This window comes from Buttiauxella gaviniae, assembly GCF_040786275.1.
Lineage (GTDB): Bacteria > Pseudomonadota > Gammaproteobacteria > Enterobacterales > Enterobacteriaceae > Buttiauxella > Buttiauxella gaviniae_A.
The window spans coordinates 1,562,564-1,587,402 of sequence record NZ_JBFMVT010000002.1 but is presented as its reverse complement, the minus strand read 5'-3'; the positions used below and the strand labels follow the sequence as shown (position 1 = coordinate 1,587,402).

Genomic DNA, 24,839 nt, shown 5'->3' with positions numbered 1-24,839 from the left:
ACGCGATGGACAGCAAACGTCTTGATAACGCCGCCCTGGAGGCGGGAATTAGCCCAAACTACATTAACGCCCACGGCAAACCGCAGGCTATTCCTGTGGATACCAAGCAGCGTTTGCTGGAGGCCATGAGCCGCACCACCACCTTGAAAAAGGTGGCTGTCACTCCGGTGGCAAATGTGCTGGTGTTTACGTCAGGCACGCGCATGGCGACGGTGCTGGAAGGGAACGGCGATTACACCTGGCAGTTAATTACCGAGGACGGGAAGCAGCACAAAGGCCACGCGCTGGCGGGCAAAAAACTGACGCTGCCTGCCTTGTTGCCGGAAGGCTACCACGACCTCACCGTCAGCCAGAATGAGCATCACTGGCAGTGCCGCGTGATTGTAGCGCCGAAGCGTTGCTATGAACCCGCGGCACTTTTGCAGGATGAAAAACTGTGGGGCGCCTGTGTGCAGCTTTACACCTTACGTTCCGCCAATAACTGGGGGATCGGTGATTTCGGTGATTTGCAGCGCATGCTGGTGGATGTGGCAAAACGCGGCGGTTCGTTTATCGGCCTGAATCCGATTCACGCGTTGTATCCTGCCAATCCTGAAAGCGCCAGCCCGTATAGCCCTTCGTCCCGCCGTTGGCTGAACGTGATTTATATCGACGTGAACGCGGTCGATGATTTTTTACTGAGCGATGAAGCGCAGACGTGGTGGAAAATGCCCACCACACAGCATATGCTGCAAGACGTGCGTGATGCGGAATGGGTCGATTATGCCACCGTCACGGTGCTGAAAATGGCGGCGTTGCGCATGGCGTGGAAGCAGTTCTCCATGCGCGGTGCCCGTGACGAACACGTTGTTGCCTTCCAGGCATTTGTGCAAGAAGGCGGCGATAGCCTCTATTACCAGGCGGCATTCGATGCGCTGCACGCATACCAGGTCAAAGAAGATGAAATGCGTTGGGGCTGGCCCGTGTGGCCGGAAGGTTTCCGCGATGCACATAATCCGGAAGTAAAAGCCTTCTGCACGGAACACAGTGACGAAGTGAATTTCTATTTGTGGCTGCAATATTTGGCTCACGTCCAGTTTGAGATGTGCTGGCAAACCAGCCAGAGCTTCAAAATGCCTGTCGGCCTCTATCGCGACCTGGCGGTTGGCGTGGCAGAAGGGGGCTCGGAAACCTGGTGTGACCGTGAACTCTACTGTCTGAAAGCCTCGGTCGGTGCGCCTCCGGATATTCTTGGCCCGCTCGGCCAGAACTGGGGCTTACCGCCGATGGACCCGCATGTGATTACCGCGCGCGCCTATCAGCCATTTATCGAACTATTGCGCTCGAATATGACCAGTTGCGGCGCACTACGCATCGACCACGTTATGTCGATGCTGCGTTTGTGGTGGATCCCTTACGGCGAAACCGCAGACAAAGGCGCTTACGTACATTACCCGGTCGACGATCTGCTCTCGATCCTGGCGCTGGAAAGTAAGCGTCACAGATGCATGGTGATCGGCGAAGATCTCGGGACGGTGCCGGTTGAGATCGTCGGTAAGCTGCGGGATAGCGGGGTTTATTCTTACAAAGTGCTCTATTTCGAGCATGACGATGAGAAGCAATTTCGCGCACCTAAAGCATGGCCGAGGCAGTCAATGGCGGTCGCCACCACTCACGATCTCCCGACGCTGCGCGGTTACTGGGAGAGCGGCGATTTAACGCTGGGAAAAACGCTTGGCCTTTATCCTGATGAAGAGATGCTGACTGAGCTGTATCAGGATCGCGAACGGGCTAAACAAGGTTTGCTGAATAGCTTGCATGAGTACGGCTGCTTACCAAAACGCGCGGGCCACAAAGCTTCGCTGATGGCGATGACTTCCACGCTAAATCGCGGAATGCAGCGTTATATTGCCGACAGCAACAGCGCCTTATTGGGCCTGCAACCGGAAGACTGGTTGGGTATGGCGGAGCCGGTGAATATTCCGGGCACCAGCTACCAGTATAAAAACTGGCGGCGCAAGCTATCGACATCGCTGGAGAAGATGTTTGCTGACCAGGACGTTAATAAGCTGCTGAAGGATTTGGATAAGCGGCGGAAAAAGAGATAGACGTTTTTGATATGTCGGGTGGCGCTGGCGCTTACCCGACCTACAAAATACAAAACGTTATGCGTATTGCGACACACGGGTTGTCGTAGGGCGGGTGAGCGCCACCCGAGGTACAATAGGGTGTTGTAGGGTGGATAAGCGCAAGCGCCATCCACCGCTATTTTGCATCAGTAGTAAGAGTGCTCGCCGCGCTGGTGCTCGGTCAAATCACGCACGCCTTTCAGTTCCGGGAACTCTGCCAGCAGTTGTTTCTCGATGCCTTCTTTCAGAGTCACATCAACCATTGAACAGCCGTTACAGCCGCCGCCGAATTGCAGAATGGCATAACCTTCATCGGTGATTTCCATCAGCGTAACGCGACCGCCGTGGCCTGCCAGTTGCGGGTTTACCGTCGCTTGCAGCATGTATTCAACGCGCTCCATCAGTGGCGCATCGTCAGACACTTTACGCATTTTGGCGTTTGGTGCTTTCAGCGTCAGCTGTGAACCGAGCTGGTCGGTAACAAAATCAATTTCAGCATCTTCAAGGTAAGGCGCGCTTAACTCATCGACATACGCGGTCAACTGCTCAAATTTAAGGGCAGTATCTGACGCTTCTACCGCATCCGGCGGACAGTAAGAAACCCCGCACTCCGCATTTGGAGTACCAGGATTGATGACGAATACGCGAATTTGCGTCCCTTCTTCCTGACCTGCCAGAAGTTTGGCAAAGTGGGATTGTGCTGTATCGGAAATACGGATCATAACGATTGCTCAATAGTTGACTATTTTAGTCGGTTATAATACGCCCATCATCGAGGGTCTACAAGGTTCGACAAAGGCACCACACCTGGATAGTCGCCGCGCCCTGCTTTTTCAGCAGCCGCGCAATTTCCGCCACCGTACTGCCCGTCGTGACGACATCATCCACAATAATTATATGGCGGCCCGCCACCGGAAAATCAACCCTGAAAGCACCTTTAAGGTTGTTGCGGCGCATCCGGGCGTTGAGCTGATGCTGCGTTTGCGCGGCGCGTATCCGCCTGATCCCCTGCGGGAAATAATCACATTGCAGCCAGCGTGAAAGATGGCTTGCCAGCAGTGCGCTTTGGTTAAATCCCCGATGCCAGGCACGGCGCGAATGCAGTGGGACGCTCACGATACAATCGGGTTTTGGCGACCGGGTACGTCGTCTTACTTCAAGCACGCTCAACAGCAGTAAACGCGCCAGCGCCGGAGCGAGCGCTATGGTGGCATTAAATTTAAACTGATGAACCAGGCGCTTTAGTGGCAGGCTGTAATCCGTAACGAAAACCAGTGAATCCCACACGGGTGGTTTTTGCAGGCAGCGGCCGCAAGGCAAATGGGTGTTTGCGCTGGGCAATCCGCAGCGCGGGCAGCAGGGCGGTGGAGCAGGTAGTGCCCGGGAGCACCTTGAGCAAATTCCCCAGTGTGCGCACGCGAGTGGCATCCGGCATAGCCAACACAGGCCCGGGATTGTTAGCATATTCGCTTCCTTACGCAGAAAAATGAGAACAGTAACTGATGAGCACGCTTTGGTGGCAGACAAAAGGTGAAGGAAAAGACGATCTTGTGCTGCTGCACGGATGGGGACTGAATGCGGAAGTGTGGCATTGCATTTGTGAGGAATTGAGCTCGCATTTTCGGCTTCATCTTGTCGATTTACCGGGATATGGCCGCAGCCAGGGTTTTGGCGCGCTGACGCTTGAGGAAATGGCTGAGTTAGTCCTGGCGCAAGCGCCTGAAAAAGCGATTTGGCTGGGCTGGAGTTTAGGCGGGTTGGTGGCGAGCCAGATTGCATTGCAACATCCGCAGCGCGTGAAAGGCCTGGTCACCGTCGCATCTTCTCCTTGCTTCGCTGCACACGGAGACTGGCCGGGCATCAAACCTGAAGTGCTGGCGAACTTCCAACAACAGTTGAGCGAAGATTTTCAGCGTACCGTTGAGCGTTTTTTGTCGCTGCAAACTCTCGGCACGGAAACCGCACGCCAGGATGCTCGCCGCCTGAAATCAGTGGTGCTTGAGCAGCCGATGCCGAGCGTTGAAGTATTAAATGGCGGCCTGGAAATCCTGAAAACGGCAGATTTGCGTAATTCGCTGAGCAACCTCACCGTGCCGTTCTTACGGCTTTACGGGCATCTGGATGGGTTAGTGCCGCGTAAAATCGCTGGCTTGTTGGATGAGCAATGGCCGCAGAGTAAAACGGTGATTTTCCCGAAGGCGGCTCATGCGCCGTTTATTTCGCATCCGCAGGATGTGTGCCAGGTTCTTGTAGAATTTCAAAAGCAGATTGCGGATTAGGTTAATGTCGGATGACGCTAACGCTAATCCGACCTACGAAAGCGGTGGAACGGCGGGTAAGCGAAGCGCACCCGCCGTATACTTTTTATGCCCGCAGCGCCCATAATTCACGGGCGCATTTCTTCCCTTCCGGGCAACTTTTACAGCTGCCTGTCAGGCAATCGCTCGGATCTTCGGTGATACGCATCGCTTTGCCCATCGCTTCAAGGCGACTTAGCATGGCGTTGACCAACGGCAGAGGCGTGGCGAGCTGTTGGCTAATTTGCGTTGCTTCCAGCCGGCCTTGCAGCGCCAGGGCATTACGAATTTCGATTAAGCTCGCTGCCATACGCCCTCCTAGTGGCAATCGCCAGCGGTGCTTTTACAGCAGGCTGCCGCTACGGTTTTACGCGATGTCATCAGGCTTACGTCTACACGGCTACGTGCCCTGCGTAAACCGCCGATCAACAGTACGTTGAACAGCACCACCGCAAGGATACAGACCAGGCTGAATTGCGGGTGGGCGCTAAACGTTACGGTCTGGTAGTAAACCGTGGAAAGTGAGTAAGCGATGTTCAGCCCCCATAAGACGGAGAACATCATCCAGCCACGGCTTGATTCGCGGGCAACGGCACCCATTACCGAAATGCATGGGATGTAGAGCAGAACGAAAATCAGGTAGCTGTAGGCCGCAGCCGCACTGCCAAATTTGCTGCTCATCACGCCCATCGCGCCGCTTGCCATTTCACCGTCGCCTTTGCTGGCTTCGATTGGGTTCGCCAGTACGCTCAGGCTGAAAGTATCTTTCAGGCTTTGCCAGGTTTCGCCCGCCGCACCACTCAGCTCATCGAGCAAATTGAAGTTCGCTGCATCAAACGCTTCTTCGTGCATATCTTCTGCGGTGTAGAGAGTGTTCAGCGTACCCACAACCACTTCTTTCGCCATGGCGCCAGTGAACAGGCCAACCGTTGCTTGCCAGTTGTCTTCATGTACGCCAATCGGTTTCAGCAGCGGGGTCAGCACACGGCTGACGGACGCCAGCGCGGAGTCGTTGATGTTGTCCACTTCTTTGCCGCTAAACGAGAAGCTGTTCAGTGCGCCGATGAAAATACTGACGATAACGATCACTTTACCGGCACGCAGCACGAAGCCCTTCAGGCGCTGCCAGGTTTGCAGCAGCAGGCTTTTCAGATGCGGCACGTGATACACCGGCAGTTCCATCACAAATGGCGTTGCTTCGCCACGCATAATGGTGTGTTTGAGCATCAGGCCGGTCAGAATCGCCATCACGATGCCGAGAATGTAGAGCGAGAAGACAACCAGTGCGCCTTGCTGACCGAAGAAAGCTGCGGCAAATACCGCAAAAATCGCCAGTCGTGCGCCGCAGGACATAAACGGTGCCATCATGATGGTCATCAGGCGTTCACGCGGGGCATCCAGAGTACGCGCGCCCATTACGGACGGCACGTTACAGCCGAATCCGACGATCAGCGGTACAAATGATTTACCCGGCAAACCGAGGGATTGCATCAGGCGATCCATCACGAAAGCCGCACGAGCCATATAACCTGAGTCTTCAAGGAACGACAGGAACAGGTACATCATGCCAATTTGCGGTACCAATGGCAGCACGGTGTTGATACCGCCGCCGATACCCTGGGCGAGGAAAATTGTCAGCCAGCCTGGGAAGTGCAGGGTAGCGCCAATCCACTGAATGCCGTGGATGAAGATGGCCGCTGAGCCGCCGTCGAAAATGGGCTGTAAAGCGCCGCCGATGTTAATCGCCAGCAAGAACATCAGGTACATCACCAGCAAGAACACAGGCAGGCCGAGAAAACGGTTAAGGATGATTTTATCCATCATCGCCGTTAAACGGTGCGGTTCAGCCGTCAGACTGTTACTGATGGAATCGCAAATAGCGGCAATCGTTTGGTAGCGGGCATCGGCAATCAGCAGTGCGGGATCTTCATTTTCTTGCGCCAGTTGGGCGCGAATGGCATCCAGTTTTTCCGTTGCATGACCGGCATATTCGCGGCTGTAGATGTCGCCTTCCAGCATTTGCAGCGCCAGCCAGCGACGCTGTTGTGCAGGCATTTCGCCAGGCATTTCAGCGGCCAGGGTGTTGGCTTCTTCAAGCAGTTTGGGTGGGTAAAGGACTAAATCGGTATGCGCGTTTGGCTGGCGGCGGTCGATAGCCAGTTTCAGGCCTTCCATACCACGGCCACGCGTTGAAACCAACGGCACTACCGGGCAGCCAAGGCGTGCGGCAAGGGCATCGATATCAATACGGATATCTTGCTTCTCGGCGATGTCGAGCATGTTGAGTGCGACTACGCACGGAATGCCCAGCTCGAGAAGTTGCAATGTCAGATACAGATTGCGCTCAAGGTTTGAGGCATCGACGACGTTAATCAGCAGGTCTGCATCGCCACTCAAAATATAGTGGCAGGCGATTTGTTCATCGAGAGAGGTTTGCGATGAAATGGTGGTCAGGGAGTAGGTGCCTGGCAAGTCGACAAGCGTGACCTGATGCGCAATCGTTGAAAACTGACCTTCTTTACGTTCTACGGTAACGCCCGCCCAGTTGCCGACTCGCTGACGAGAGCCGGTGAGCTGGTTAAATAACGTAGTCTTTCCGGAATTAGGGTTACCGATTAAGCCGATAGTTAATTTTTTCATTTTATTCGTGAACTTAAAGAAGAAAAGAACAACGAGCGCAAGCGCCCACCCCACCAATCAGGCGATCGATTCAACGTGCAGTAATTCGAGATCTTTTTTACGTAATACCAAACTGACGCGACGTGTTTCGATGTGAATCGGGTCGCCTAAAGGCGCAACGCGCACAACGTTAAATGATGAGCCGGGCAACATACCGAGCGATAAAAGTTTTTGGCGATATGACGGGCTAATTTCTTTAGCAAAACCAGTAATTTTCCACGCACTACTTGGTAAGAATCGCATAGGACCTACTTAGAGCTGGGCTCTGATATTTACTCGAACGAAAGTTATCTGTGAGTAGAGGAGAAATAACGAACAAATCAATGATAATGAGAATGGTTTCCGTCATCAATAATTATTTTTGTGATGAATAACGCCTGTTTTCTTATTTAACGAAGATAGGTTGTTTAATTTACCTGACGTGCCTGAAGCGTGGATTTAATTGAAATCATATAAATAACAATGTGTTGTATTTATTTTAAAATGATAAATATATTATTTTATCTCTGTTAATGTTGTCTGAATATTTCATGTGTTACGTGTTTGATAAATATTGGTGTGGTTTTATATTCGTGAGATAAATTGATCTATCGCAAATTCATTCTGTTTTTTTATAAATAAGAGGGAGGGTGAAATAATTATTGGGTGGGAATGTCCTCTCCCTCAGGAGAGGGAGAAGACCGATCCGTCGCCTCTCCCGGGGGAGAGGGTGTGGCTCTAACGCTTCTTACCGAGTGCCGCAGCCAACGCATCACTCATCGCGCTGTTACCTGCGCTACTGCTGGCATTATCACGCCCGCGAGGTTTTTGGGCTGGAGCAGGGCGGCGCTCGTTTTGCTCACGCGGGGCGCTGCTACGGCGGTTGGATTCGCCAGGTTGCTCGTCCAGACGCATCGTTAACGCAATTCGTTTACGCGACAAATCGACTTCCATCACTTTCACTTTAACGATATCACCGGCTTTCACCACTTTGTGCGGATCGTCGATGAATTTGTCGGAAAGCGAAGAGATGTGCACTAAACCATCCTGATGTACGCCAATATCCACAAATGCGCCGAAGTTGGTCACGTTGGTGACCGCGCCTTCCAGCACCATGCCCGGCTGCAGGTCGTTCATGGTTTCCACGCCGTCCGCAAACTTCGCGGTTTTAAACTCAGGGCGTGGGTCACGGCCTGGTTTTTCCAGCTCTTTGATGATGTCGGTAACGGTCGGCACACCGAAGCGTTCGTCGGTAAATTCACGCGCGCTTAGGCCACGCAGCGCTTCACCGTTACCCATCAAATCCGCAAGCGCTTGTTCGGTTGCGGCCAGAATGCGTTCAACCACCGGATACGCTTCCGGGTGAACGGTCGAGGCATCGAGCGGGTTTTCACCGTTGTTAATACGCAGGAAGCCCGCGCATTGCTCAAAGGCTTTTGGCCCTAAACGGCTGACTTTCAGCAACTGCTGGCGGTTCTGGAAACGGCCATTTTCATCGCGCCAGTTGACGATGTTCTGCGCCATCATGCGCGTTAAACCCGCTACGCGAGTGAGCAGCGGTACCGATGCGGTATTCAGATCCACACCTACGGCGTTGACGCAGTCTTCTACCACCGCATCCAGCTTTTTCGCCAGTTGTGACTGGCTAACATCGTGCTGATACTGGCCGACACCGATGGATTTCGGGTCAATTTTAACCAGCTCGGCAAGCGGGTCTTGCAGACGGCGGGCGATAGATACTGCGCCGCGAATCGAAACGTCTAAGTCGGGGAATTCCAGCGCTGCCAGTTCGGAAGCAGAATACACGGATGCGCCCGCTTCGCTGACAATCACTTTCTGCGCGGTAACTTTCGGGAACTGCTGCTGCACATCGAGGAAGAAACGCTCGGTTTCACGCGATGCAGTGCCGTTGCCGATAGCGACCAATTCAACATTGTGTTTTTCGCACAGGGCTGCAACCGCAACAGCGGCTTTTGCAGCTTGCCCGGTGTGGGGATAAATGGTGTCGGTGGCGACGACTTTGCCGGTGGCATCAATCACCGCGACTTTTACGCCGGTACGCAGACCTGGATCGAGGCCCATGGTTGCGCGCAGGCCAGCAGGTGCCGCCATCAGCAAATCATGCAGGTTACGGGCGAAAACGTTGATAGCTTCGTCTTCGGCACGTTCGCGCACGGTGCCCATTAGTTCGGTTTCGAGGTGCATCAGCACTTTGATGCGCCACGTCCAGCTTACAACGGCACGGCGCCAGGCATCGGCGGGTGCGTTATTAAGACGCAAGCCGAGGTGTTCGATAATCAACTGTTCACAGTAGCTTTCACGCGGTGGTTCGTCGTGCTGCGGATCGGCATTCAGCGCCAGTTGTAAAATACCTTCGTTGCGGCCACGGAACATGGCGAGCGCACGGTGAGAAGGGGCGGTGGCAATCGGCTCGTGATGGTCGAAATAGTCACGGAATTTCGCACCTTCCTCTTCTTTGCCACTCACTACGGTGGCAGCCAGATGCGCGTTTTTCCAAAGATAATTACGCACTTTTGCCAGAAGCTGGGCGTCTTCCGCGAAGCGCTCCATCAGAATGTAGCGTGCGCCATCCAGCGCGGCTTTGGTATCGGCCACACCTTTATCGGCATCAACGTAACGGGCTGCGGCTTCTTCAGGCGTATGCGATGGATCGTTCCAAAGCAACTCGGCCAATGGCTCAAGACCGGCTTCGATAGCAATTTGCCCGCGCGTGCGGCGCTTTTGCTTGTACGGCAAATAGAGATCTTCGAGCTCGGTTTTGCTCAGCGTGCCGTTGATGGCCGCGGCGAGTTCGTCACTCAATTTACCTTGTTCGGTAATGGATTTTAGGATCGTCTGACGGCGGTCTTCTAATTCACGCAGATAGCTCAGGCGGGTCTCTAACTGACGCAGTTGCGTGTCATCCAGACCGCCGGTGACTTCCTTACGATAGCGTGCAATAAACGGCACGGTATTCCCTTCATCCAGCAGGCGAACGGCGGCATCTACCTGTTCGTTTCTGGCATGAAGTTCACTTGCAATAATGCGGCAGAGAGAATCATTCATCATGGGTTTGTCATCTGTTCAGGGCGAAATTTCAGGGGATAGTTATACGGATTGGAGGGTGAAAATGCCAGCCACAGCGCCCGAGAGATGGTGAATCGGACAGTTCTGTTGCTGGCTGCGTGGGTTACTTCACATACTCGATTTCATTGATGTACCACTGCGCTTCGCCCGCAGGTGTTTGCACGATGGCAAGGTCGCCGACTTCTTTTTTCAGCAGGGCGCGAGCCATGGGGGAATCGATAGAGATGTAATCCTTGCGGCCAAAAATTTCGTCATAGCCGACGATGCGAAAACGCAGCTGGTTGCCGTCGTCATTTTCGATTTCAACCCAGGCCCCAAAGAACACTTTGCCTTCTTGCTGCGGCGAATAGTCGACAATTTTCAACTGTTCGAGGCATTTCGTGAGATAACGCACTCTACGATCTATTTCTCGCAGCCGTTTTTTGTTGTACTGGTAGTCGGCATTTTCACTGCGATCGCCAAGGCTTGCAGCCCAGGTGACCTTTTTTGTCACCTCTGGTCGCTCTTCGCGCCACAAGGTGTCCTTTTCTTGTTTGAGCTTTTCATAGCCTTCGCGGGTAATTAATGGCGTTTTCATCATCAAGCCTTGAATGGGTAAAACGATTAGGGTGATTTAAACCGAAATATCAGGGTGATGGCAATCCCGTCGATTTGCGAAGTAAGTCATTATTCTGTGTTAAAAAGTGCCTATAACCATCTGTTTAATATGCTTTGTAACAATTTCGACTAGAATATATACCAGATTTGACTGGTCGTAACGGCGCAGTTTTTTAAGAATACGCACTCACTGTTCGAGCCTTTGGGAGTATAAGAATGCAAGAGAATTATAAAATCCTGGTCGTGGATGACGACATGCGCCTGCGTGCGCTGTTAGAACGTTATCTCACCGAACAAGGCTTCCAGGTCCGTAGCGTAGCTAACGCAGAACAGATGGATCGCCTGCTCACTCGCGAGTCCTTCCACCTGATGGTGCTTGATTTGATGTTGCCTGGCGAAGACGGCCTGTCGATTTGCCGCCGTCTGCGCAGCCAAAGCAACCCAATGCCAATCATTATGGTTACCGCGAAAGGCGAAGAGGTTGACCGTATCGTTGGCCTGGAAATTGGTGCCGATGACTATATTCCAAAACCGTTTAACCCGCGCGAACTGTTAGCTCGTATCCGTGCTGTTCTGCGCCGCCAGGCTAACGAACTGCCGGGCGCGCCTTCGCAGGAAGAAGCGGTCATTGCTTTTGGTAAGTTTAAGCTGAACCTCGGTACCCGTGAGATGTTCCGTGAAGATGAGCCTATGCCATTAACCAGCGGCGAATTCGCGGTGCTGAAAGCGCTGGTGAGCCACCCGCGCGAACCGCTATCACGCGATAAACTGATGAACCTGGCGCGTGGCCGTGAATACAGTGCGATGGAACGCTCTATCGACGTGCAAATTTCTCGCCTGCGCCGCATGGTTGAAGAAGACCCTGCGCATCCACGCTATATCCAGACCGTTTGGGGCCTGGGCTACGTATTCGTGCCGGACGGTTCCAAAGCATGAGGCGAGTCCGCTTCTCCCCCAGAAGCTCGTTTGCCCGCACGCTGTTATTGATCGTCACCTTGCTGTTCGTCAGCCTGGTGACGACTTACCTTGTGGTGTTGAACTTCGCCATTCTGCCGAGTTTGCAGCAGTTTAATAAGGTCCTGGCTTACGAAGTCCGTATGCTGATGACTGACAAACTCCAACTCGAAGATGGTACGCAACTGGTGGTTCCGCCTGCGTTTCGGCGTGAAATCTACCGTGAGTTGGGCATTTCTCTTTATTCCAATGAAGCGGCGGAAGACGCGGGTTTGCGCTGGGCGCAGCATTACGAGTTCCTTAGTCACCAAATGGCGCAGCAACTGGGCGGCCCAACGGAAGTTCGCGTTGAGGTTAACAAAAGCTCGCCTGTTGTCTGGCTGAAGACATGGTTGTCGCCAAATATCTGGGTTCGTGTCCCTCTTACTGAGATTCATCAGGGCGATTTTTCGCCGCTGTTCCGTTATACGCTGGCAATAATGCTGCTGGCGATAGGTGGGGCGTGGCTGTTTATCCGTATTCAGAACCGACCCTTGGTTGACCTTGAGCATGCCGCTTTGCAGGTGGGTAAAGGCATTATTCCGCCGCCGCTGCGTGAATATGGCGCTTCTGAGGTGCGTTCTGTAACCAGAGCGTTCAACCATATGGCCGCCGGTGTGAAGCAATTGGCGGATGACCGAACGCTTCTGATGGCGGGGGTGAGTCACGATTTACGTACGCCACTCACGCGCATTCGTCTGGCAACAGAGATGATGAGCGAAGAAGACGGTTATCTCTCTGAATCGATTAATAAAGATATCGAAGAGTGCAACGCGATAATCGAGCAGTTCATTGATTACCTGCGTACCGGGCAAGAGATGCCGTTGGAAACCGCCGATCTCAATAATGTGTTAGGCGAAGTTGTGGCTGCGGAAAGTGGCTATGAGCGTGAAATCGATACCGATCTGCAAGCCGGTGAGCTGTTGGTGAATATCCATCCGCTGTCGATCAAGCGTGCGGTAGCCAATATGGTGGTGAATGCTGCCCGATATGGCAATGGCTGGATCAAAGTCAGCAGCGGCGGTGAAGTCAATCGCGCCTGGTTCCAGGTGGAAGATGACGGCCCAGGAATCAAACCGGAGCAACTGAAGCATCTGTTCCAGCCGTTTGTACGAGGCGATAGCGCACGCACCACCAGCGGTACCGGATTAGGGCTGGCGATTGTGCAACGTATTATCGATAACCATAACGGCTTGCTGGATATTGGTGTGAGCGAGCGGGGCGGTTTGCGGATACGGGCTTATTTGCCGTTGCCGGTGAATAGAACGGTTCAGGTTGTTCTTAAAGATTGATGTTTTCCGTACCAGGGTATAGTTGTTTAGAACTATGCTCTGGGCGGAAATATTATTTCTCACTTTCTAAATCAAATCGCTGTTATTGAGAGAGTTAACTACAATTTCAAGCGCTCGTTTATTTACAGCCCAGATATAAAAACTATCTTCCTGACGTGGGGATATAGCTTCGGCATAAAACCAAACCCCTCCTGTTTTTCCTACATAAACGTTTAATACTGTGTGGCTGAGATTGTCTTCCGTAGTAGCTTGAGCCTCTCCATGCCAGAGTTCATCTATATGTTTATTAAATACATTATCAACTTTTACTAGAGTGGGGATAGTTGTTGATGCTATCTTTGCAATCCGCTTATACATTGTTTCAAATACAAACTGTACAGTATCATCCTTATTCAAAATCATGAAAAATAGATTCATCATGGTTTTTGGTTTTCTTTCTATTTCTCGAGATAATACATAATGGCTGAAATTCTCCATCTGTATATCTATTTTGCGAACACTCCATGAACCAGGATAATAAAAATATAGGTTGTCGGGGATTTTAATGGTAATGCTTTTAAGAATTTCAGCTAACTTCCACTCATTACCATTAATAATAAATAGCCAGGAAATGCTTTGCAGCATATCTTCATGTAACGCAATATAATTTTTCTCATGACAGGTGGCTTTTATGAGAAATAAATTCGCGCCACCGCTTTCCTCATCAGAGTCTTTTATGACTTTAAAGCGGGAAATCATGGTTTCATCACCGAATGTTTTTTTAGTTAGAACATCCGTGTAATTGCCTGACTCAAAAAAGGATTCCTGTTTATCAATAATGGTTTCACCCATTAATTCCAGGATGTGATACAACCAGTCACTGCCATTGATCTCTTTAGTCAGCGTTTCATAAGCAACGACAACTTCGAGGTAACGATCTGCATCTTCAGACGTTCGGTACAAACCAATCATTGTTATTCCCAGTCCTTCTATTTTTTAGGTTTAACGGCTGCGGGTTTTACCTGCATAGGGAGCACAATCTTGTAGTGCAGCGATTCGTTAGGCGTTGATGTATAGACACAGCGCCAGAAGTGTTCCTTTTGATATTCGATTGAATAAGACACTTCATCTGGGAAGGGGTATGTTTGTGGATTGTGATTTTCCATTTCCTTGCTCATGTATGACGTCCTCAAATTTTGGATTTATTTAATAATCCATATAACAATAAGTATATATAAAGCAGCAATAAAGAAAAATGATTTATAGAATAGGTTTATTTTATTTTTATGTTTAAATGCAAATTTAACTGGGTTTTTATGAAGGTTGGCAGAATTTTTTTCTTTATGAAAGGAATATATTTTATCGGACATTTGATTGATTATAGAAAGATATATAAAGTAATAAACTATAAATATGCTTAAAGTGAGTGATGTTTTCCCTAGAAAAATTAATCCATTATTATAAAAATATTCTGAACTTTGCATGACGCAAACTGCTAACGGGCAACCAACCAGAAACTTGACTACTGGATTATTTGCGATTGGCTTAAATGCCGCAATTGCTTTCAATAATTTAGACAATTGTCATCCTCCAATGATAACAGTTGGTAAACCAAATAATATTATTCCTTGCATCTTTTTTGATTTTTCTTCATGTGTCTCGTATTTTCCGATACGTAATTCTATATCAGCGTTTAATCCTAATATCGCTGTTACCCTGCTCACTGAAGGTCACAATACCGCGCAGGCGGCGTTTAATTTCCCCGTCCGGCGGTAAAGGTGAAGCGGGTGCCGTCTGAGGCCATTTTGTTATTCCTTTCCTGTCCGTGGATGTATTGACCAGAATTAACAGCCACTGCTGAACTATAATTCTGATAAATATAACTAAATCAATGTGATAATTGATTTAAGGGTAGGGGTAGGCTCGGGCAGAGACTGTGATGGAAGTCACGTATCAGAAAGTAGGAAAACGAATACGGAGAAGCGAGAGAAAAGTAAATGAAGTGGTTGTGGCCCATACATAACAAAAACCCCTGACGTATTTGTCAGGGGTTTTACGGTAATGGCTGAAACTAAAAGCCGCTCGTGATTAGATCTTCGGCCCTGCGCTCACTAGCGCTGCGCCTGCTGGGGTGTCGGTATATTTATCGAAGTTCTCGATAAACAACTTAGCCAGCAGCTCTGATTTTTCATGCCACTGTTCAGGTGACGCATAGGTTTTACGTGGATCCAGAATATTACCGTCTACGCCTTCAAGCGCGGTTGGAACCGCAAGACCAAAGATTGGCAGTGTGAAGGTTTCGGTATCATCCAGGGAACCATCAAGGATTGCGTCGATAATCGCGCGCGTATCTTTGATAGAGATTCGTTTCCCGGTACCGTTCCAGCCAGTGTTAACCAGATAAGCCTGCGCGCCAGAAGCCTGCATACGTTTCACCAATACTTCTGCGTATTGTGTCGGATGCAGAGACAAGAATGCCGCTCCGAAACAGGCCGAGAAGGTCGGCGTCGGTTCGGTCACGCCGCGCTCGGTACCGGCCAGTTTGGCGGTAAAACCAGACAAGAAATGGTACTGGGTTTGGTTTGCCGTCAGGCGTGAAACCGGAGGCAGCACACCGAAGGCATCAGCGGTCAGGAAGATAACTTTATTGGCGTGGCCTGCTTTAGAAACTGGCTTAACGATATTGTCGATGTGGTAAATCGGGTAGGACACGCGGGTGTTTTCGGTTTTTGAGCCATCGTCAAAATCGATTGAGCCGTCATCGCGTACGGTGACGTTTTCCAGTAGCGCATCACGACGAATCGCATTATAGATTTCCGGCTCTGCTTCTTTCGACAGGCGAATGGTTTTCGCGTAGCAACCGCCTTCGAAGTTAAACACGCCGTCATCGTCCCAACCGTGTTCGTCATCGCCAATGAGACGGCGTTTCGGATCGGTGGAGAGTGTCGTTTTGCCGGTGCCGGACAGGCCAAAGAATACCGCAACATCACCTTTTTCACCGACGTTTGCCGAACAGTGCATTGAAGCAATGCCTTTGAGCGGCAACAGGTAGTTCATGATAGAGAACATCCCTTTCTTCATTTCTCCGCCGTACCAGGTGCCGCCAATCAGTTGTACACGTTCGGTCAGGTTAAATGCGATGAAGTTTTCAGAGTTTAGTCCCTGTTCTTGCCATTGTGGGTTGGTGCACTTCGCACCATTCATCACCACAAAGTCAGCTTCAAAGGTTTCTAACTCTTCGTCAGTTGGGCGGATGAACATATTCTTAACGAAATGAGCCTGCCAGGCCACTTCGGTAATAAAACGTACGGAGAGACGGGTGTCTGCATTCGCGCCGCAATAAGCATCGATAATAAAGAGGCGTTTGCCGGAGAGTTGGTTGGTGACGATGCCTTTCAGGTGCTGCCAGGTTTCTTCGCTGAGCGGTTTATTATCGTTTTTGCCTTTGCCGTTATCGGCCCACCACAAGGTGTCACGGGTGGTTTCGTCGCGAACAATGTATTTATCTTTCGGGGAACGACCGGTAAAAATACCGGTATCAACAGCAATCGCACCGAGAGTTGTTTCTACGCCGCGCTCAAAACCTTCCAGATTGGGGTTTAACTCTTCATGATATAGGGTGTCGTAATCAGGGTTATAAATCACTTCACTTGCATCATGAATGCCATAAGCCTTGAGATCTTGCGGGGTTATGCCTTTAACTCGCATTTCACTGCTCCTTAGCCAATTTGTACTGCTGAATATTGTAGGGTTGTTTATTGGTTGTTAACCGCGACACCTATCATAGATTTGAGTATCCACTCACATCCATATAGCGGAAAACGCTGTGAAGCGAGTCACAACGGGGTGAGAGTATGGCAGGAAATGCTGGCAAGGCAGGGAAAATATTCTGAATATGTTAAAAAATAGTGCGATAAACGGACGAGGTGTGAGCGAGCGCGCGTTTTAAATGAAAGGTGAGTTGCCCTCTCTCATGAAAGGGCAAAAGGGATCAATGTAATTGCGGGTCAGCCGGAGAGGCGTTGTTGCGAATTTCAGCGATATCCATGGCAGTGAACACGTAGTGATTACCGCAGTAATCGCAGTTCATATCGATTTCGCCTTCATCAGCAATGATGCTATTCACTTCTTCATCCGGCAGGGTTTTCAGCGCATCGGCACAGCGTTCGCGCGAACATGTGCACTTAAACTCAACGTTTTGCGGATCGTAAAGCGTCACTTCTTCTTCGTGGTACAAACGCCACAGCACGTCGTTAGCCGGGAGGGTCAACAGCTCTTCCGCTTTAATGGTTTCGGTCAGCGCGGCCAGGTGATTGAAATCATCAGCCTGTGCGTCTTGCGCTGGCAGAACTTGCAGCAGCATACCGCCAGCCGCAGGTTTTCCTTCTACGTCACCGGTACGGATAAACAGGCGCGTTGGTAGCTGTTCGGAACGCAGGAAGTAATCCTCCAGGCAGGCCGCTAATGTATCGCCTTCCAGGCCAACAACACCTTGATAGCGCTCGCCTTCAGCCGGTGTGATGGTGATAACCAGATAGCCATTGCCTACCAGCGTTTTCAAATCTGCATCGGCAGGGATCTCACCTTTAAAGCGTGCAACGCCACGCATTTGCTGGTTGTTGTTGCCGTTAATTACCGCGAGGCTCATTGGGCCATCACCCTGCAATTGCACGGTAATGTCGCCATCAAATTTCAGGGTTGCCGTCAGCAAACTGGTTGCGACCAGTAATTCACCGAGAATAGTTTTCACCGGTGCTGGGTAATCATGGTTTTCCATGATTTGCTGCCAGGTATCAGAAACCGTTACCAGTTCACCGCGCACGGCGAAGTTTTCAAACAAGTAACGGTGCAGTTGGTCGTGTTGGGTCATAATTTTCTCTCATTCAGATGGCAGCTATACCCTTCGTCTTTCAAGTTGCAGATGCGTTAGCTGCTCTTGCTCACCCGACTCACTTACTTGAGTAAGGTCATCGGGATTCGCTCGTTTGCTGCCTTCCTGCATCTCGAAATCTATTGGGTCTATTCGTTGCCACCGTGTTTAAATTTCATCAAGTCGCGACGCTCTTTTTTATCCGGGCGTCGATCGGGATGGGGCATAGTCAGCGCATTCATCTTGCGTGCCAGCGCCACTTTTTCCCGCTTAGCAATGCTTTCGGGCGTCTCTTCATAGAGCTGTGAGGCATCAGAGGCCGGACGACGCTGCTCAGTAACCGCCAGCACTTTGACAGTTTTCTCATCATTGCCCTGGCGCAGTGTCAGCATGGCATTCAGTTCGACGATTTTACTCGGCTTGCTGCGTTGCCCGTTGTAATGCACTTTGCCGCCTTCCACCATTTCTCGGGCAATGGCACGGGTTTTATAAAAACGCGCCGCCCACAGCCATTTGTCGAGACGCACACCGTCAGACGCTTTTTCTTTCATCACGACTCCTTAGACATCAACTTCGGGAGTAGTCGGCGATAGTCGTTCAATGCCGGATGACGTTGATACGTTTTGTCGGCCTGGCCTGAATCTGGATTGGTGACACCCAGGCAATAACGAATGCCAAATTTCGCGGCGGAATCCAGAATTGGTTCGCTATCATCAATAAATAGCGTTCTCGCAGGTTCCAGCCCCGTGTGTTCGGCAACGGCTTGCCACAACCGCTGATCTTCTTTCGGATAACCAAATGTGTGGGTGGAAAGTAATAAATCAAGGTGCTGTGCCAAACCGGTATGTTCAAGTTTGACGGCCAGATTATGGGGATGGGCGTTCGTCAGTAAAATGCGACGCTTGCCGCAGGCTTTCAGGGCATCAAGAAACGGGACGGTATCTTCACGTAGCACCGCGTTTGGCCCCTGCGCCGTGGTCATGGCACAAATATCCAACCCCAGACGTTCACTCCAGTAATCCAGACAGTACCAGTTTAGCGTATGTTGCACGGCGTGATATTCGCGGGCGATCAGCTGATGGGCTTCATCCAGTGGCAGAGATCTTAGTTCACTGACCGTTTCTGGCACCAGTTTTTGCCAGAAGTGATTATCGAACGCGAGATCCAGCAGCGTACCGTCCATATCCAGCAATACGGTATCAACATCCTGCCAGGCAATATCAATATGCATAGGTTCAGGCCTGATTAAGAGAATCTGCGCGACAGGTTAGCACAACCTGTCGCGTGAAGTTTAGAACAGCGGACGGACGGCTGAGATTGTGGTTAACGATGGATTCATGCAGTTATCGTAATACTGCTGGATTTGCGCAAGGCGGCTGCGGCTGCGGCGGTAGCGGCGAATCGCCAGCACACCGTTAATCACCAGACAGGCAATCATACTGATAAGCAGTAATGCGGTGCTGATGTAACGCCACAAGCTGCTGGTATCCGGGATTTTGTGCAGGGTGATGTGCTGTGTTCCGTTAGCATCCTGATGGATACCGGTAATAATTCCTTCAGCACTAAACGGGGTTTTGAGCAGCATTTCAGCCAGGCGCTGGAATTCGCTCCATTGTTCCTGTGCGGGAATGTCATACAGCGGAACCGGCGGCAAAGGCTGGTCAACCAAGTCGCTGCCCTCGTCATTTATAATCACATACCCGCCCGGTGCCGGGCTATTAAGCCCCTGAGCCGCACGCGCGGTTTCACGAATAAAGAACGGGGCTGTAGAGGTGGTGACCAGATTATCGAGCGACTCAGCGCTGACCGGGCGAAGCAGGACATTCACCCCGGTAAGTTTTCCAGAATCGGCTTTTTTGGTCAGCGTGTTCCAGTCCTTAGTATTGCCAAGGTTTACCAACGCATTTTTAAGGCGCACACATTCATCTTCTGCGGTGCAAAGCGCCTGCGTTTTCAGGACGATACTCGCGAAATCATCCAGCAATACCATGCCCGATTTTTGGATAGCGCTGCGCAATTGCGGATTCACTTTGGAATCTTCGCTGGTTTGCGGATGGATTTGCCCGCTAACTGCCTGCGTCAAAGCGGTGGCTTTATCCATAATGTCGGACTCAGGAAGCGGTAAAGCCTGCGCGTTATTCCAGATAATTTGTGAACAGTCGAACGGTGTAAACGGATACCCTTGCCGCGTGAGGTAGTTGCCTGGCGTGTGGATATTACACATACCCGTGCCGTTTACTTTCAACGTATCGCCAACGCGCAGGGAGGTTTTATCCAGATCGGTAACTGTGGTGGCTTCTATGGTCTGCGCGCCCTTTAGCCATGACAGGCTCAATTTCAGCGGCATCTCCAGCGGCACCCAAAGGGTGAGCATCATCAGAACTATCAGACTTCCGGCGGCAATCACCAGATTGCGTACCCAGTGTTGGATAGGGAAATTACGGACTTCGTCATGCAATGACAGAAAGCGCCCCTGGCGCAGAACATGGCGGTCGAGATAAATATCAATATCGGTTTTTTGCCCGAGATCTTGCGCCACATACGGTTGCCAATGAGGAGGGTAGATCAGATCAATGATTCCCAAAGAGATATTGTTTATCTGATCCTGATTTGACTCGCCAAAAAGCCCCCAGCGCTTGGGTGTTCCTCGCAAACAGTGAATTTCACGCAGTGCGTTTTTAGCCGGTGGAGCAAACAAACCCCACAAACTTGCAGCCAGCAGCATGAAAGCCCCGCCAATCAACCACGGCAAAACGACAGGAGGCGTCACCAGGCACAAAAACAGCATGATAAAGGCGACGCAAATAAGTGCGGCTTCGCGCAGCCCATCGGGGCGGCTTAACGCGTACTCTTCGGGGGTTTCCTGGCGAATATTCAGCAGTTCAATTTGTTCGCTTTCTTCACCACGAATAGAGGCCTGGCTATGAGGATTTTGTTCCAGCGCGAAACCGCGGTATTCGCTGCTGTAATCAATAAGCGTGTGCCCGTTAAGGGAGATAACCAACGGCATGGTTTCAGTGCGAATCAATTCAACGTAGTTATCGTTGGTGATGTACTGTTCCCAGAAGGGTGGAAGGTGAACCTCTACAGAATCAAGGTAATAGCGCCACTTATTAGGGTCGTCTGTTGATAAACCATAGCGGGTGATGGAGCGGGTCAGTGAAAGCGCGGTGTTGCTCAACGCATTAAGGACCAGTTTAGTTGGGCCTGCGCTGGCCCCAGAAGGGCCAACAATATTCTGCGTGCGGTCTAACGATTCAATGTAGTTTTCAACTGCGGCGCGTTCATCAGCGGTTAGCTTGCGCGACGTTGCACCACTAAAGGATTGAGTTTGTGAAACTCGAGCGCGTAGTCGCAGGCTGCGCCAGATGAGCCACCCCGCAATTAAGATGCAGGCCAGCATAGCAGCTAAAAGAAGTAATAAGGTGCTCATGCCTTCCCCATCAAACACTGGTTTTCTTATTAAAACGCAGCAAGTTGCACCCCTTACAGCATGCGGGTGTAAAAACATTATCGGCAGGCATGGCCTCAATCTTGAGACATTTTTATCTGTATAGCCTGCTGTAACATAATGTTAGCAAAGCGACTTTACGAGAAATATCAGCAAATTCCTATTTCATTTTCGACCTATTGACAAGTTTCAGAGGCTTTGAAAATTTACTTAAAGTTGCAAAAATGTAAATAATAACCAATGTCCGTTGCGCGAGATATGGGGCATAACGCACAATGAGATACCTGCATTCACTGTTAGCCCAGCCACGATGAGTAAACCATTACAAAAACCGACCATCTTACATGTTGAAACCGTGGCCCGTTCACGGCTGTTCAATGTCGAAACGGTGGACCTGGAATTCAGCAACGGTGTGCGCCGTGTTTATGAGCGTATGCGGCCGTCTGCCCGCGAAGCTGTAATGATAGTCCCTATCGTTGATAACCATTTGATTTTGATCCGGGAATACGCGGTTGGCACGGAATCCTATGAGCTTGGTTTTTCTAAGGGGCTGATTGACCCGGGTGAAACCGTCTTTGAAGCGGCAAACCGTGAGCTTAAAGAAGAGGTGGGCTTCGGCGCAAATCAGCTCACGTTTTTGAAAAAGCTGACTATGGCTCCGTCCTATTTCTCCAGCAAAATGAATATTGTGATTGCTGAAGATCTCTATCCAGAATCTCTGGAGGGTGACGAACCAGAAGAGTTGCCGCAGGTACGCTGGCCGCTGGAATCGTTACTTGATTTGCTTGATGAAGAAGATTTTAGCGAGGCGCGAAATGTGAGTGCGCTTTTCCTGGTACGGGAATGGCTGAAAGAGCAGGGACGTTTATAGCTTTCTTTTGTAGCCCGCCTCACCTTGAGACGGGCTACCACAAATAATCAGAACAGTTCGTGGCTTTCGCCGTTATCAATGATCGTTGTCCCTACCTCATGCAGCGCTTGCTGCGTCGGTTGGGTACCCTCAATAAAGAATTCTGGGCGACTACTTCCGCCATTTGCTAATTGCCCGGTGTAACGGTCAATATTCACGGTGACGACACCCGGCGGCGGCGTTAATGGCTCTTCCGGCACACCTTCCAGCGCCGCTTTCATAAACTCATCCCATGCTGGCTGGGCACTTTTTGCCCCACCTTCATAGCCTGAGATCTGATCTTTGATGGCCCCTGAAGCAGATGTCCGTCCAAGATCGCGGCGATGATCGTCAAAACCAATCCAGACCGAAGTGACCACACCAGGGCCGTAACCTGAGAACCAGGCGTCTTTGGAACTGTTTGTGGTGCCCGTTTTACCGCCGATATCATTACGTTTAAGATCGCGACCTGCGCGCCAGCCAGTGCCTTGCCAGCCTGGTTCTCCGAAGATATTCGAGTTAAGCGCACTTTTAATCAGGAACGCCAACGGCGTATTAATGACGTGGGGCGCATATTCAGGCGGGCTGCTCTGAGCGACCAGTTCGCTATTCGCTTGCTCAAGTTTTGGCATGGGAACGCTGGCGTTTTGCTTCTCTTCAGATTGCGCGACGTCTTCTACATCCTGATTTTCCAGAACGTTAGATTTCGGCGTTTCGCCGTAAATCACCGGAATATCACAGTCAGGGCAGGCCACTTTTGGGTTTGCTTCAAATATAGTCCCACCGATTTCATTCTCAATTTTAGAGATATAGTACGGATCAACCAGGAAGCCACCGTTAGCCATCACGGAGTAGCCGCGCGCCACTTGCATCGGGGTAAATGAGGCTGAACCTAATGCGAGGGATTCGGTATGCACAATGTTTTCAGCAGGGAAGCCAAAGCGTTGCAGATATTCGGCGGCGTAGTCTACGCCCATCGCACGCATTGCCCGCACCATCACTACGTTTTTCGACTGCCCCAGACCCTGACGTAATCGAATTGGGCCTGCGTATTCAGGCGGGGAGTTTTTCGGACGCCAGTCGGAACCCGCACCTGCATCCCAGCGAGAAATAGGCACATCGTTCAGCACGCTCGCAAGCGTTAGACCTTTATCCATTGCCGCCGTGTAGAGGAAGGGTTTGATGTTAGAGCCAACCTGACGTAACGCCTGCGTTGCACGGTTGAACTTGCTCTGATTGAAATCAAACCCGCCCACCAGAGCGACGACCGCGCCGTTGTTCGGATTAATCGACACCAGAGCGGAGTTCACGTCCGGGACTTGCCCAAGCCACCAGCTTTCATCGACTTTACGCACCCAAATTTGTTGACCCGACTGGACCACGTCCGTCACTTTACGCGGCGTTGGGCCTTGGGCAGTATCAGATCGATAAGGGCGCGCCCAGCGCATGCCATCCATGCTGATGGAAACGGCGCTGCCGTCAGCCATTAACGCTGTAGCTTCGTTAGTTGACGTTTCCGTGACTACCGCCGGGAAAAGCGGGCCGTAGACCGGCAGGTTTTTTAACGAATCGACAATCTTCGTTTTATCCCACGGTGTTTCACCCACTTTCCACAGCACATTTGATGGGCCACGGTAACCATGACGCATATCGTAAGCCATTACGTTGTTGCGAACGGCTTGCTGCGCGGCCTGCTGGGTTTTACGGGTGATGGTGGTGTAAACCTTATAACCATCTTCGTAAGCTTTTTCACCGTAACGCGCGACCATATCCTGGCGCACCAGTTCAGAAAGGTAAGGTGCTGCAAACGCGATTTCTGGTGCGTGGTAGTTGGCATCAATCGCCTGATTACGCGCTTCGTCGTATTGCGCTTGCGTAATGTAGTTTTCGCTCAACATACGTGATAACACCACATTGCGACGCGAAGTGGCACGATCGAGTGAATAAAGTGGGTTAAAAGTAGAAGGCGCTTTTGGCAAACCGGCAATCACTGCCATTTCACTCAGCGAAAGCTGGTCGACTGATTTACCAAAATAGACATGAGCGGCGGCACCGACGCCATAAGCGCGGTAGCCGAGATAAATCTTGTTGAGATAAAGCTCGAGAATTTCATCTTTAGTCAGCAGCTGTTCAATGCGAATCGCCAGGAACACTTCTTTTATCTTACGCATCAATGTGCGTTCAGGGCTCAAAAAGAAGTTACGCGCTAACTGCTGCGTAATGGTGCTTGCACCCTGAGAAGCATGGCCGGAAAACAGCGCCACGCTTGCAGCGCGGAAAATCCCGACGGGGTCAACGCCGTGGTGTTCGTAGAAACGGCTGTCCTCGGTCGCAATAAAGGCTTTCACCATGACCGGCGGGATTTGATTGAGCGTGACGGGAATACGGCGTTTTTCACCGTATTGGGCGATTAACTCGCCATCGGCGCTATAAACCTGCATAGGAATCTGGAGTCGCACATCTTTCAGCGTGGCGACGTCAGGCAACTGCGGCTCAATAAATTTGTAGAGCCCGAAGATCGAGCCTGCTCCCAGCAGAATGCAACACACTGCAAGGATTAATAAATACTTTACGAACTTCACCTTAAATTTCCCATTACGTTTCCATTGGGCAGTTTA

21 protein-coding genes are annotated in these 24,839 nt (G+C 50.9%); 5 read left to right on the top strand and 16 right to left on the bottom strand.

Translation table 11 applies throughout. From position 1 onward, the window contains the following. The first annotated feature begins 5 nt into the window (after positions 1-5). The gene (malQ, locus tag AB1E22_RS08055) at positions 6-2,087 is read left to right on the top strand and encodes a 4-alpha-glucanotransferase (RefSeq protein WP_367594855.1); all 2,082 of its coding nucleotides are present in this window, start codon (positions 6-8) and stop codon (positions 2,085-2,087) included. A 167-nt stretch (positions 2,088-2,254) separates the two neighbouring features. Here the strand turns inward: malQ and nfuA are convergent, their stop codons facing one another. After that, positions 2,255-2,830, bottom strand: coding sequence for a Fe-S biogenesis protein NfuA (gene nfuA, locus AB1E22_RS08050; protein WP_124025182.1), 576 nt, complete (start codon positions 2,828-2,830; stop codon positions 2,255-2,257). Positions 2,831-2,888: 58 nt separating this feature from the next. Next, positions 2,889-3,572, bottom strand: a complete 684-nt coding sequence (gene gntX / locus AB1E22_RS08045; RefSeq protein ID WP_367594854.1) for a DNA utilization protein GntX — start codon at positions 3,570-3,572, stop codon at positions 2,889-2,891. Between the two features lie 38 nt (positions 3,573-3,610). Between gntX and bioH the strand changes: the two genes are divergently transcribed. Then, the gene (gene bioH, locus AB1E22_RS08040) at positions 3,611-4,387 is read left to right on the top strand and encodes a pimeloyl-ACP methyl ester esterase BioH (protein ID WP_367594853.1); all 777 of its coding nucleotides are present in this window, start codon (positions 3,611-3,613) and stop codon (positions 4,385-4,387) included. An 85-nt stretch (positions 4,388-4,472) separates the two neighbouring features. On the opposite strand, the gene feoC is transcribed toward bioH, so the two are convergent. The 5 genes from feoC to greB all read right to left on the bottom strand — a co-directional run bounded on the left by feoC (position 4,473) and on the right by greB (position 10,727). Next, positions 4,473-4,715, bottom strand: a complete 243-nt coding sequence (gene feoC / locus AB1E22_RS08035) for a [Fe-S]-dependent transcriptional repressor FeoC (RefSeq protein WP_367594852.1) — start codon at positions 4,713-4,715, stop codon at positions 4,473-4,475. Positions 4,716-4,723: 8 nt separating this feature from the next. Beyond that, positions 4,724-7,045: a Fe(2+) transporter permease subunit FeoB gene (gene feoB / locus AB1E22_RS08030; protein ID WP_367594851.1), complete on the bottom strand. Its 2,322-nt coding sequence runs from the start codon at positions 7,043-7,045 to the stop codon at positions 4,724-4,726. Between the two features lie 57 nt (positions 7,046-7,102). Next, positions 7,103-7,327 (bottom strand): ferrous iron transporter A, encoded by a 225-nt coding sequence (gene feoA / locus AB1E22_RS08025; protein WP_367594850.1) that lies wholly within the window; start codon positions 7,325-7,327, stop codon positions 7,103-7,105. Between the two features lie 474 nt (positions 7,328-7,801). Continuing rightward, positions 7,802-10,132, bottom strand: coding sequence for a Tex family protein (locus AB1E22_RS08020; protein ID WP_367594849.1), 2,331 nt, complete (start codon positions 10,130-10,132; stop codon positions 7,802-7,804). Positions 10,133-10,253: 121 nt separating this feature from the next. Beyond that, positions 10,254-10,727, bottom strand: coding sequence for a transcription elongation factor GreB (greB, locus tag AB1E22_RS08015; protein WP_034499154.1), 474 nt, complete (start codon positions 10,725-10,727; stop codon positions 10,254-10,256). A gap of 236 nt (positions 10,728-10,963) precedes the next feature. Between greB and ompR the strand changes: the two genes are divergently transcribed. Next, on the top strand, positions 10,964-11,683 hold the full coding sequence (gene ompR / locus AB1E22_RS08010; protein ID WP_001157751.1) for an osmolarity response regulator transcription factor OmpR: 720 nt from the start codon (positions 10,964-10,966) through the stop codon (positions 11,681-11,683). Next, positions 11,680-13,032 carry a two-component system sensor histidine kinase EnvZ gene (gene envZ / locus AB1E22_RS08005; protein WP_367594848.1) on the top strand — a complete coding sequence of 451 codons (1,353 nt, stop codon included), beginning with the start codon at positions 11,680-11,682 and terminating at the stop codon, positions 13,030-13,032. The genes ompR and envZ overlap by 4 nt, the downstream gene beginning before the upstream one ends. Before the next feature lie 66 nt (positions 13,033-13,098). Here the strand turns inward: envZ and AB1E22_RS08000 are convergent, their stop codons facing one another. From AB1E22_RS08000 to AB1E22_RS07965, 8 genes are all read right to left on the bottom strand, one after another. Further along, positions 13,099-13,983, bottom strand: coding sequence for a hypothetical protein (locus AB1E22_RS08000; protein WP_367594847.1), 885 nt, complete (start codon positions 13,981-13,983; stop codon positions 13,099-13,101). A 17-nt stretch (positions 13,984-14,000) separates the two neighbouring features. Next, a complete protein-coding gene (locus AB1E22_RS07995) occupies positions 14,001-14,189 on the bottom strand; it encodes a hypothetical protein (protein WP_367594846.1) in 189 nt (62 codons plus the stop codon). A 24-nt stretch (positions 14,190-14,213) separates the two neighbouring features. Next, on the bottom strand, positions 14,214-14,591 hold the full coding sequence (locus AB1E22_RS07990; RefSeq protein ID WP_367594845.1) for a hypothetical protein: 378 nt from the start codon (positions 14,589-14,591) through the stop codon (positions 14,214-14,216). A gap of 508 nt (positions 14,592-15,099) precedes the next feature. Further along, positions 15,100-16,719 carry a phosphoenolpyruvate carboxykinase (ATP) gene (gene pckA, locus AB1E22_RS07985; RefSeq protein WP_367594844.1) on the bottom strand — a complete coding sequence of 540 codons (1,620 nt, stop codon included), beginning with the start codon at positions 16,717-16,719 and terminating at the stop codon, positions 15,100-15,102. A gap of 283 nt (positions 16,720-17,002) precedes the next feature. Then, the gene (gene hslO / locus AB1E22_RS07980; RefSeq protein ID WP_367594843.1) at positions 17,003-17,881 is read right to left on the bottom strand and encodes an Hsp33 family molecular chaperone HslO; all 879 of its coding nucleotides are present in this window, start codon (positions 17,879-17,881) and stop codon (positions 17,003-17,005) included. Positions 17,882-18,030: 149 nt separating this feature from the next. Then, on the bottom strand, positions 18,031-18,432 hold the full coding sequence (hslR, locus tag AB1E22_RS07975) for a ribosome-associated heat shock protein Hsp15 (RefSeq protein ID WP_367594842.1): 402 nt from the start codon (positions 18,430-18,432) through the stop codon (positions 18,031-18,033). Then, on the bottom strand, positions 18,432-19,112 hold the full coding sequence (gene yrfG, locus AB1E22_RS07970; protein WP_367594841.1) for a GMP/IMP nucleotidase: 681 nt from the start codon (positions 19,110-19,112) through the stop codon (positions 18,432-18,434). Before yrfG ends, hslR begins: the two co-directional genes overlap by 1 nt. A gap of 60 nt (positions 19,113-19,172) precedes the next feature. Continuing rightward, a complete protein-coding gene (locus AB1E22_RS07965; protein ID WP_367594840.1) occupies positions 19,173-21,314 on the bottom strand; it encodes an intracellular growth attenuator family protein in 2,142 nt (713 codons plus the stop codon). Positions 21,315-21,642: 328 nt separating this feature from the next. Here AB1E22_RS07965 and nudE point away from each other — a divergent pair, with 328 nt between their 5' ends. Further along, positions 21,643-22,203: an ADP compounds hydrolase NudE gene (gene nudE, locus AB1E22_RS07960; RefSeq protein ID WP_367594839.1), complete on the top strand. Its 561-nt coding sequence runs from the start codon at positions 21,643-21,645 to the stop codon at positions 22,201-22,203. A 47-nt stretch (positions 22,204-22,250) separates the two neighbouring features. On the opposite strand, the gene mrcA is transcribed toward nudE, so the two are convergent. Next, positions 22,251-24,803 carry a peptidoglycan glycosyltransferase/peptidoglycan DD-transpeptidase MrcA gene (gene mrcA, locus AB1E22_RS07955; RefSeq protein ID WP_367594838.1) on the bottom strand — a complete coding sequence of 851 codons (2,553 nt, stop codon included), beginning with the start codon at positions 24,801-24,803 and terminating at the stop codon, positions 22,251-22,253. Positions 24,804-24,839 lie beyond the last annotated feature (36 nt).

Excerpts from the sequence above, each read along its gene's own strand:
- gntX (WP_367594854.1), bottom strand. The coding sequence starts at position 3,572 with ATGCTAACAATCCCGGGCCTGTGTTGGCTATGCCGGATGCCACTCGCG.
- greB (WP_034499154.1), bottom strand. The coding sequence starts at position 10,727 with ATGAAAACGCCATTAATTACCCGCGAAGGCTATGAAAAGCTCAAACAA.
- ompR (WP_001157751.1), top strand. The coding sequence starts at position 10,964 with ATGCAAGAGAATTATAAAATCCTGGTCGTGGATGACGACATGCGCCTG.
- feoA (WP_367594850.1), bottom strand. The coding sequence starts at position 7,327 with ATGCGATTCTTACCAAGTAGTGCGTGGAAAATTACTGGTTTTGCTAAA.
- nfuA (WP_124025182.1), bottom strand. The coding sequence starts at position 2,830 with ATGATCCGTATTTCCGATACAGCACAATCCCACTTTGCCAAACTTCTG.
- AB1E22_RS07965 (WP_367594840.1), bottom strand. The coding sequence starts at position 21,314 with ATGAGCACCTTATTACTTCTTTTAGCTGCTATGCTGGCCTGCATCTTA.
- hslR (WP_367594842.1), bottom strand. The coding sequence starts at position 18,432 with ATGAAAGAAAAAGCGTCTGACGGTGTGCGTCTCGACAAATGGCTGTGG.
- AB1E22_RS07995 (WP_367594846.1), bottom strand. The coding sequence starts at position 14,189 with ATGAGCAAGGAAATGGAAAATCACAATCCACAAACATACCCCTTCCCA.
- AB1E22_RS08000 (WP_367594847.1), bottom strand. The coding sequence starts at position 13,983 with ATGATTGGTTTGTACCGAACGTCTGAAGATGCAGATCGTTACCTCGAA.
- AB1E22_RS08020 (WP_367594849.1), bottom strand. The coding sequence starts at position 10,132 with ATGATGAATGATTCTCTCTGCCGCATTATTGCAAGTGAACTTCATGCC.
- bioH (WP_367594853.1), top strand. The coding sequence starts at position 3,611 with ATGAGCACGCTTTGGTGGCAGACAAAAGGTGAAGGAAAAGACGATCTT.
- envZ (WP_367594848.1), top strand. The coding sequence starts at position 11,680 with ATGAGGCGAGTCCGCTTCTCCCCCAGAAGCTCGTTTGCCCGCACGCTG.
- nudE (WP_367594839.1), top strand. The coding sequence starts at position 21,643 with ATGAGTAAACCATTACAAAAACCGACCATCTTACATGTTGAAACCGTG.
- yrfG (WP_367594841.1), bottom strand. The coding sequence starts at position 19,112 with ATGCATATTGATATTGCCTGGCAGGATGTTGATACCGTATTGCTGGAT.
- malQ (WP_367594855.1), top strand. The coding sequence starts at position 6 with ATGGACAGCAAACGTCTTGATAACGCCGCCCTGGAGGCGGGAATTAGC.
- feoC (WP_367594852.1), bottom strand. The coding sequence starts at position 4,715 with ATGGCAGCGAGCTTAATCGAAATTCGTAATGCCCTGGCGCTGCAAGGC.
- hslO (WP_367594843.1), bottom strand. The coding sequence starts at position 17,881 with ATGACCCAACACGACCAACTGCACCGTTACTTGTTTGAAAACTTCGCC.
- feoB (WP_367594851.1), bottom strand. The coding sequence starts at position 7,045 with ATGAAAAAATTAACTATCGGCTTAATCGGTAACCCTAATTCCGGAAAG.
- pckA (WP_367594844.1), bottom strand. The coding sequence starts at position 16,719 with ATGCGAGTTAAAGGCATAACCCCGCAAGATCTCAAGGCTTATGGCATT.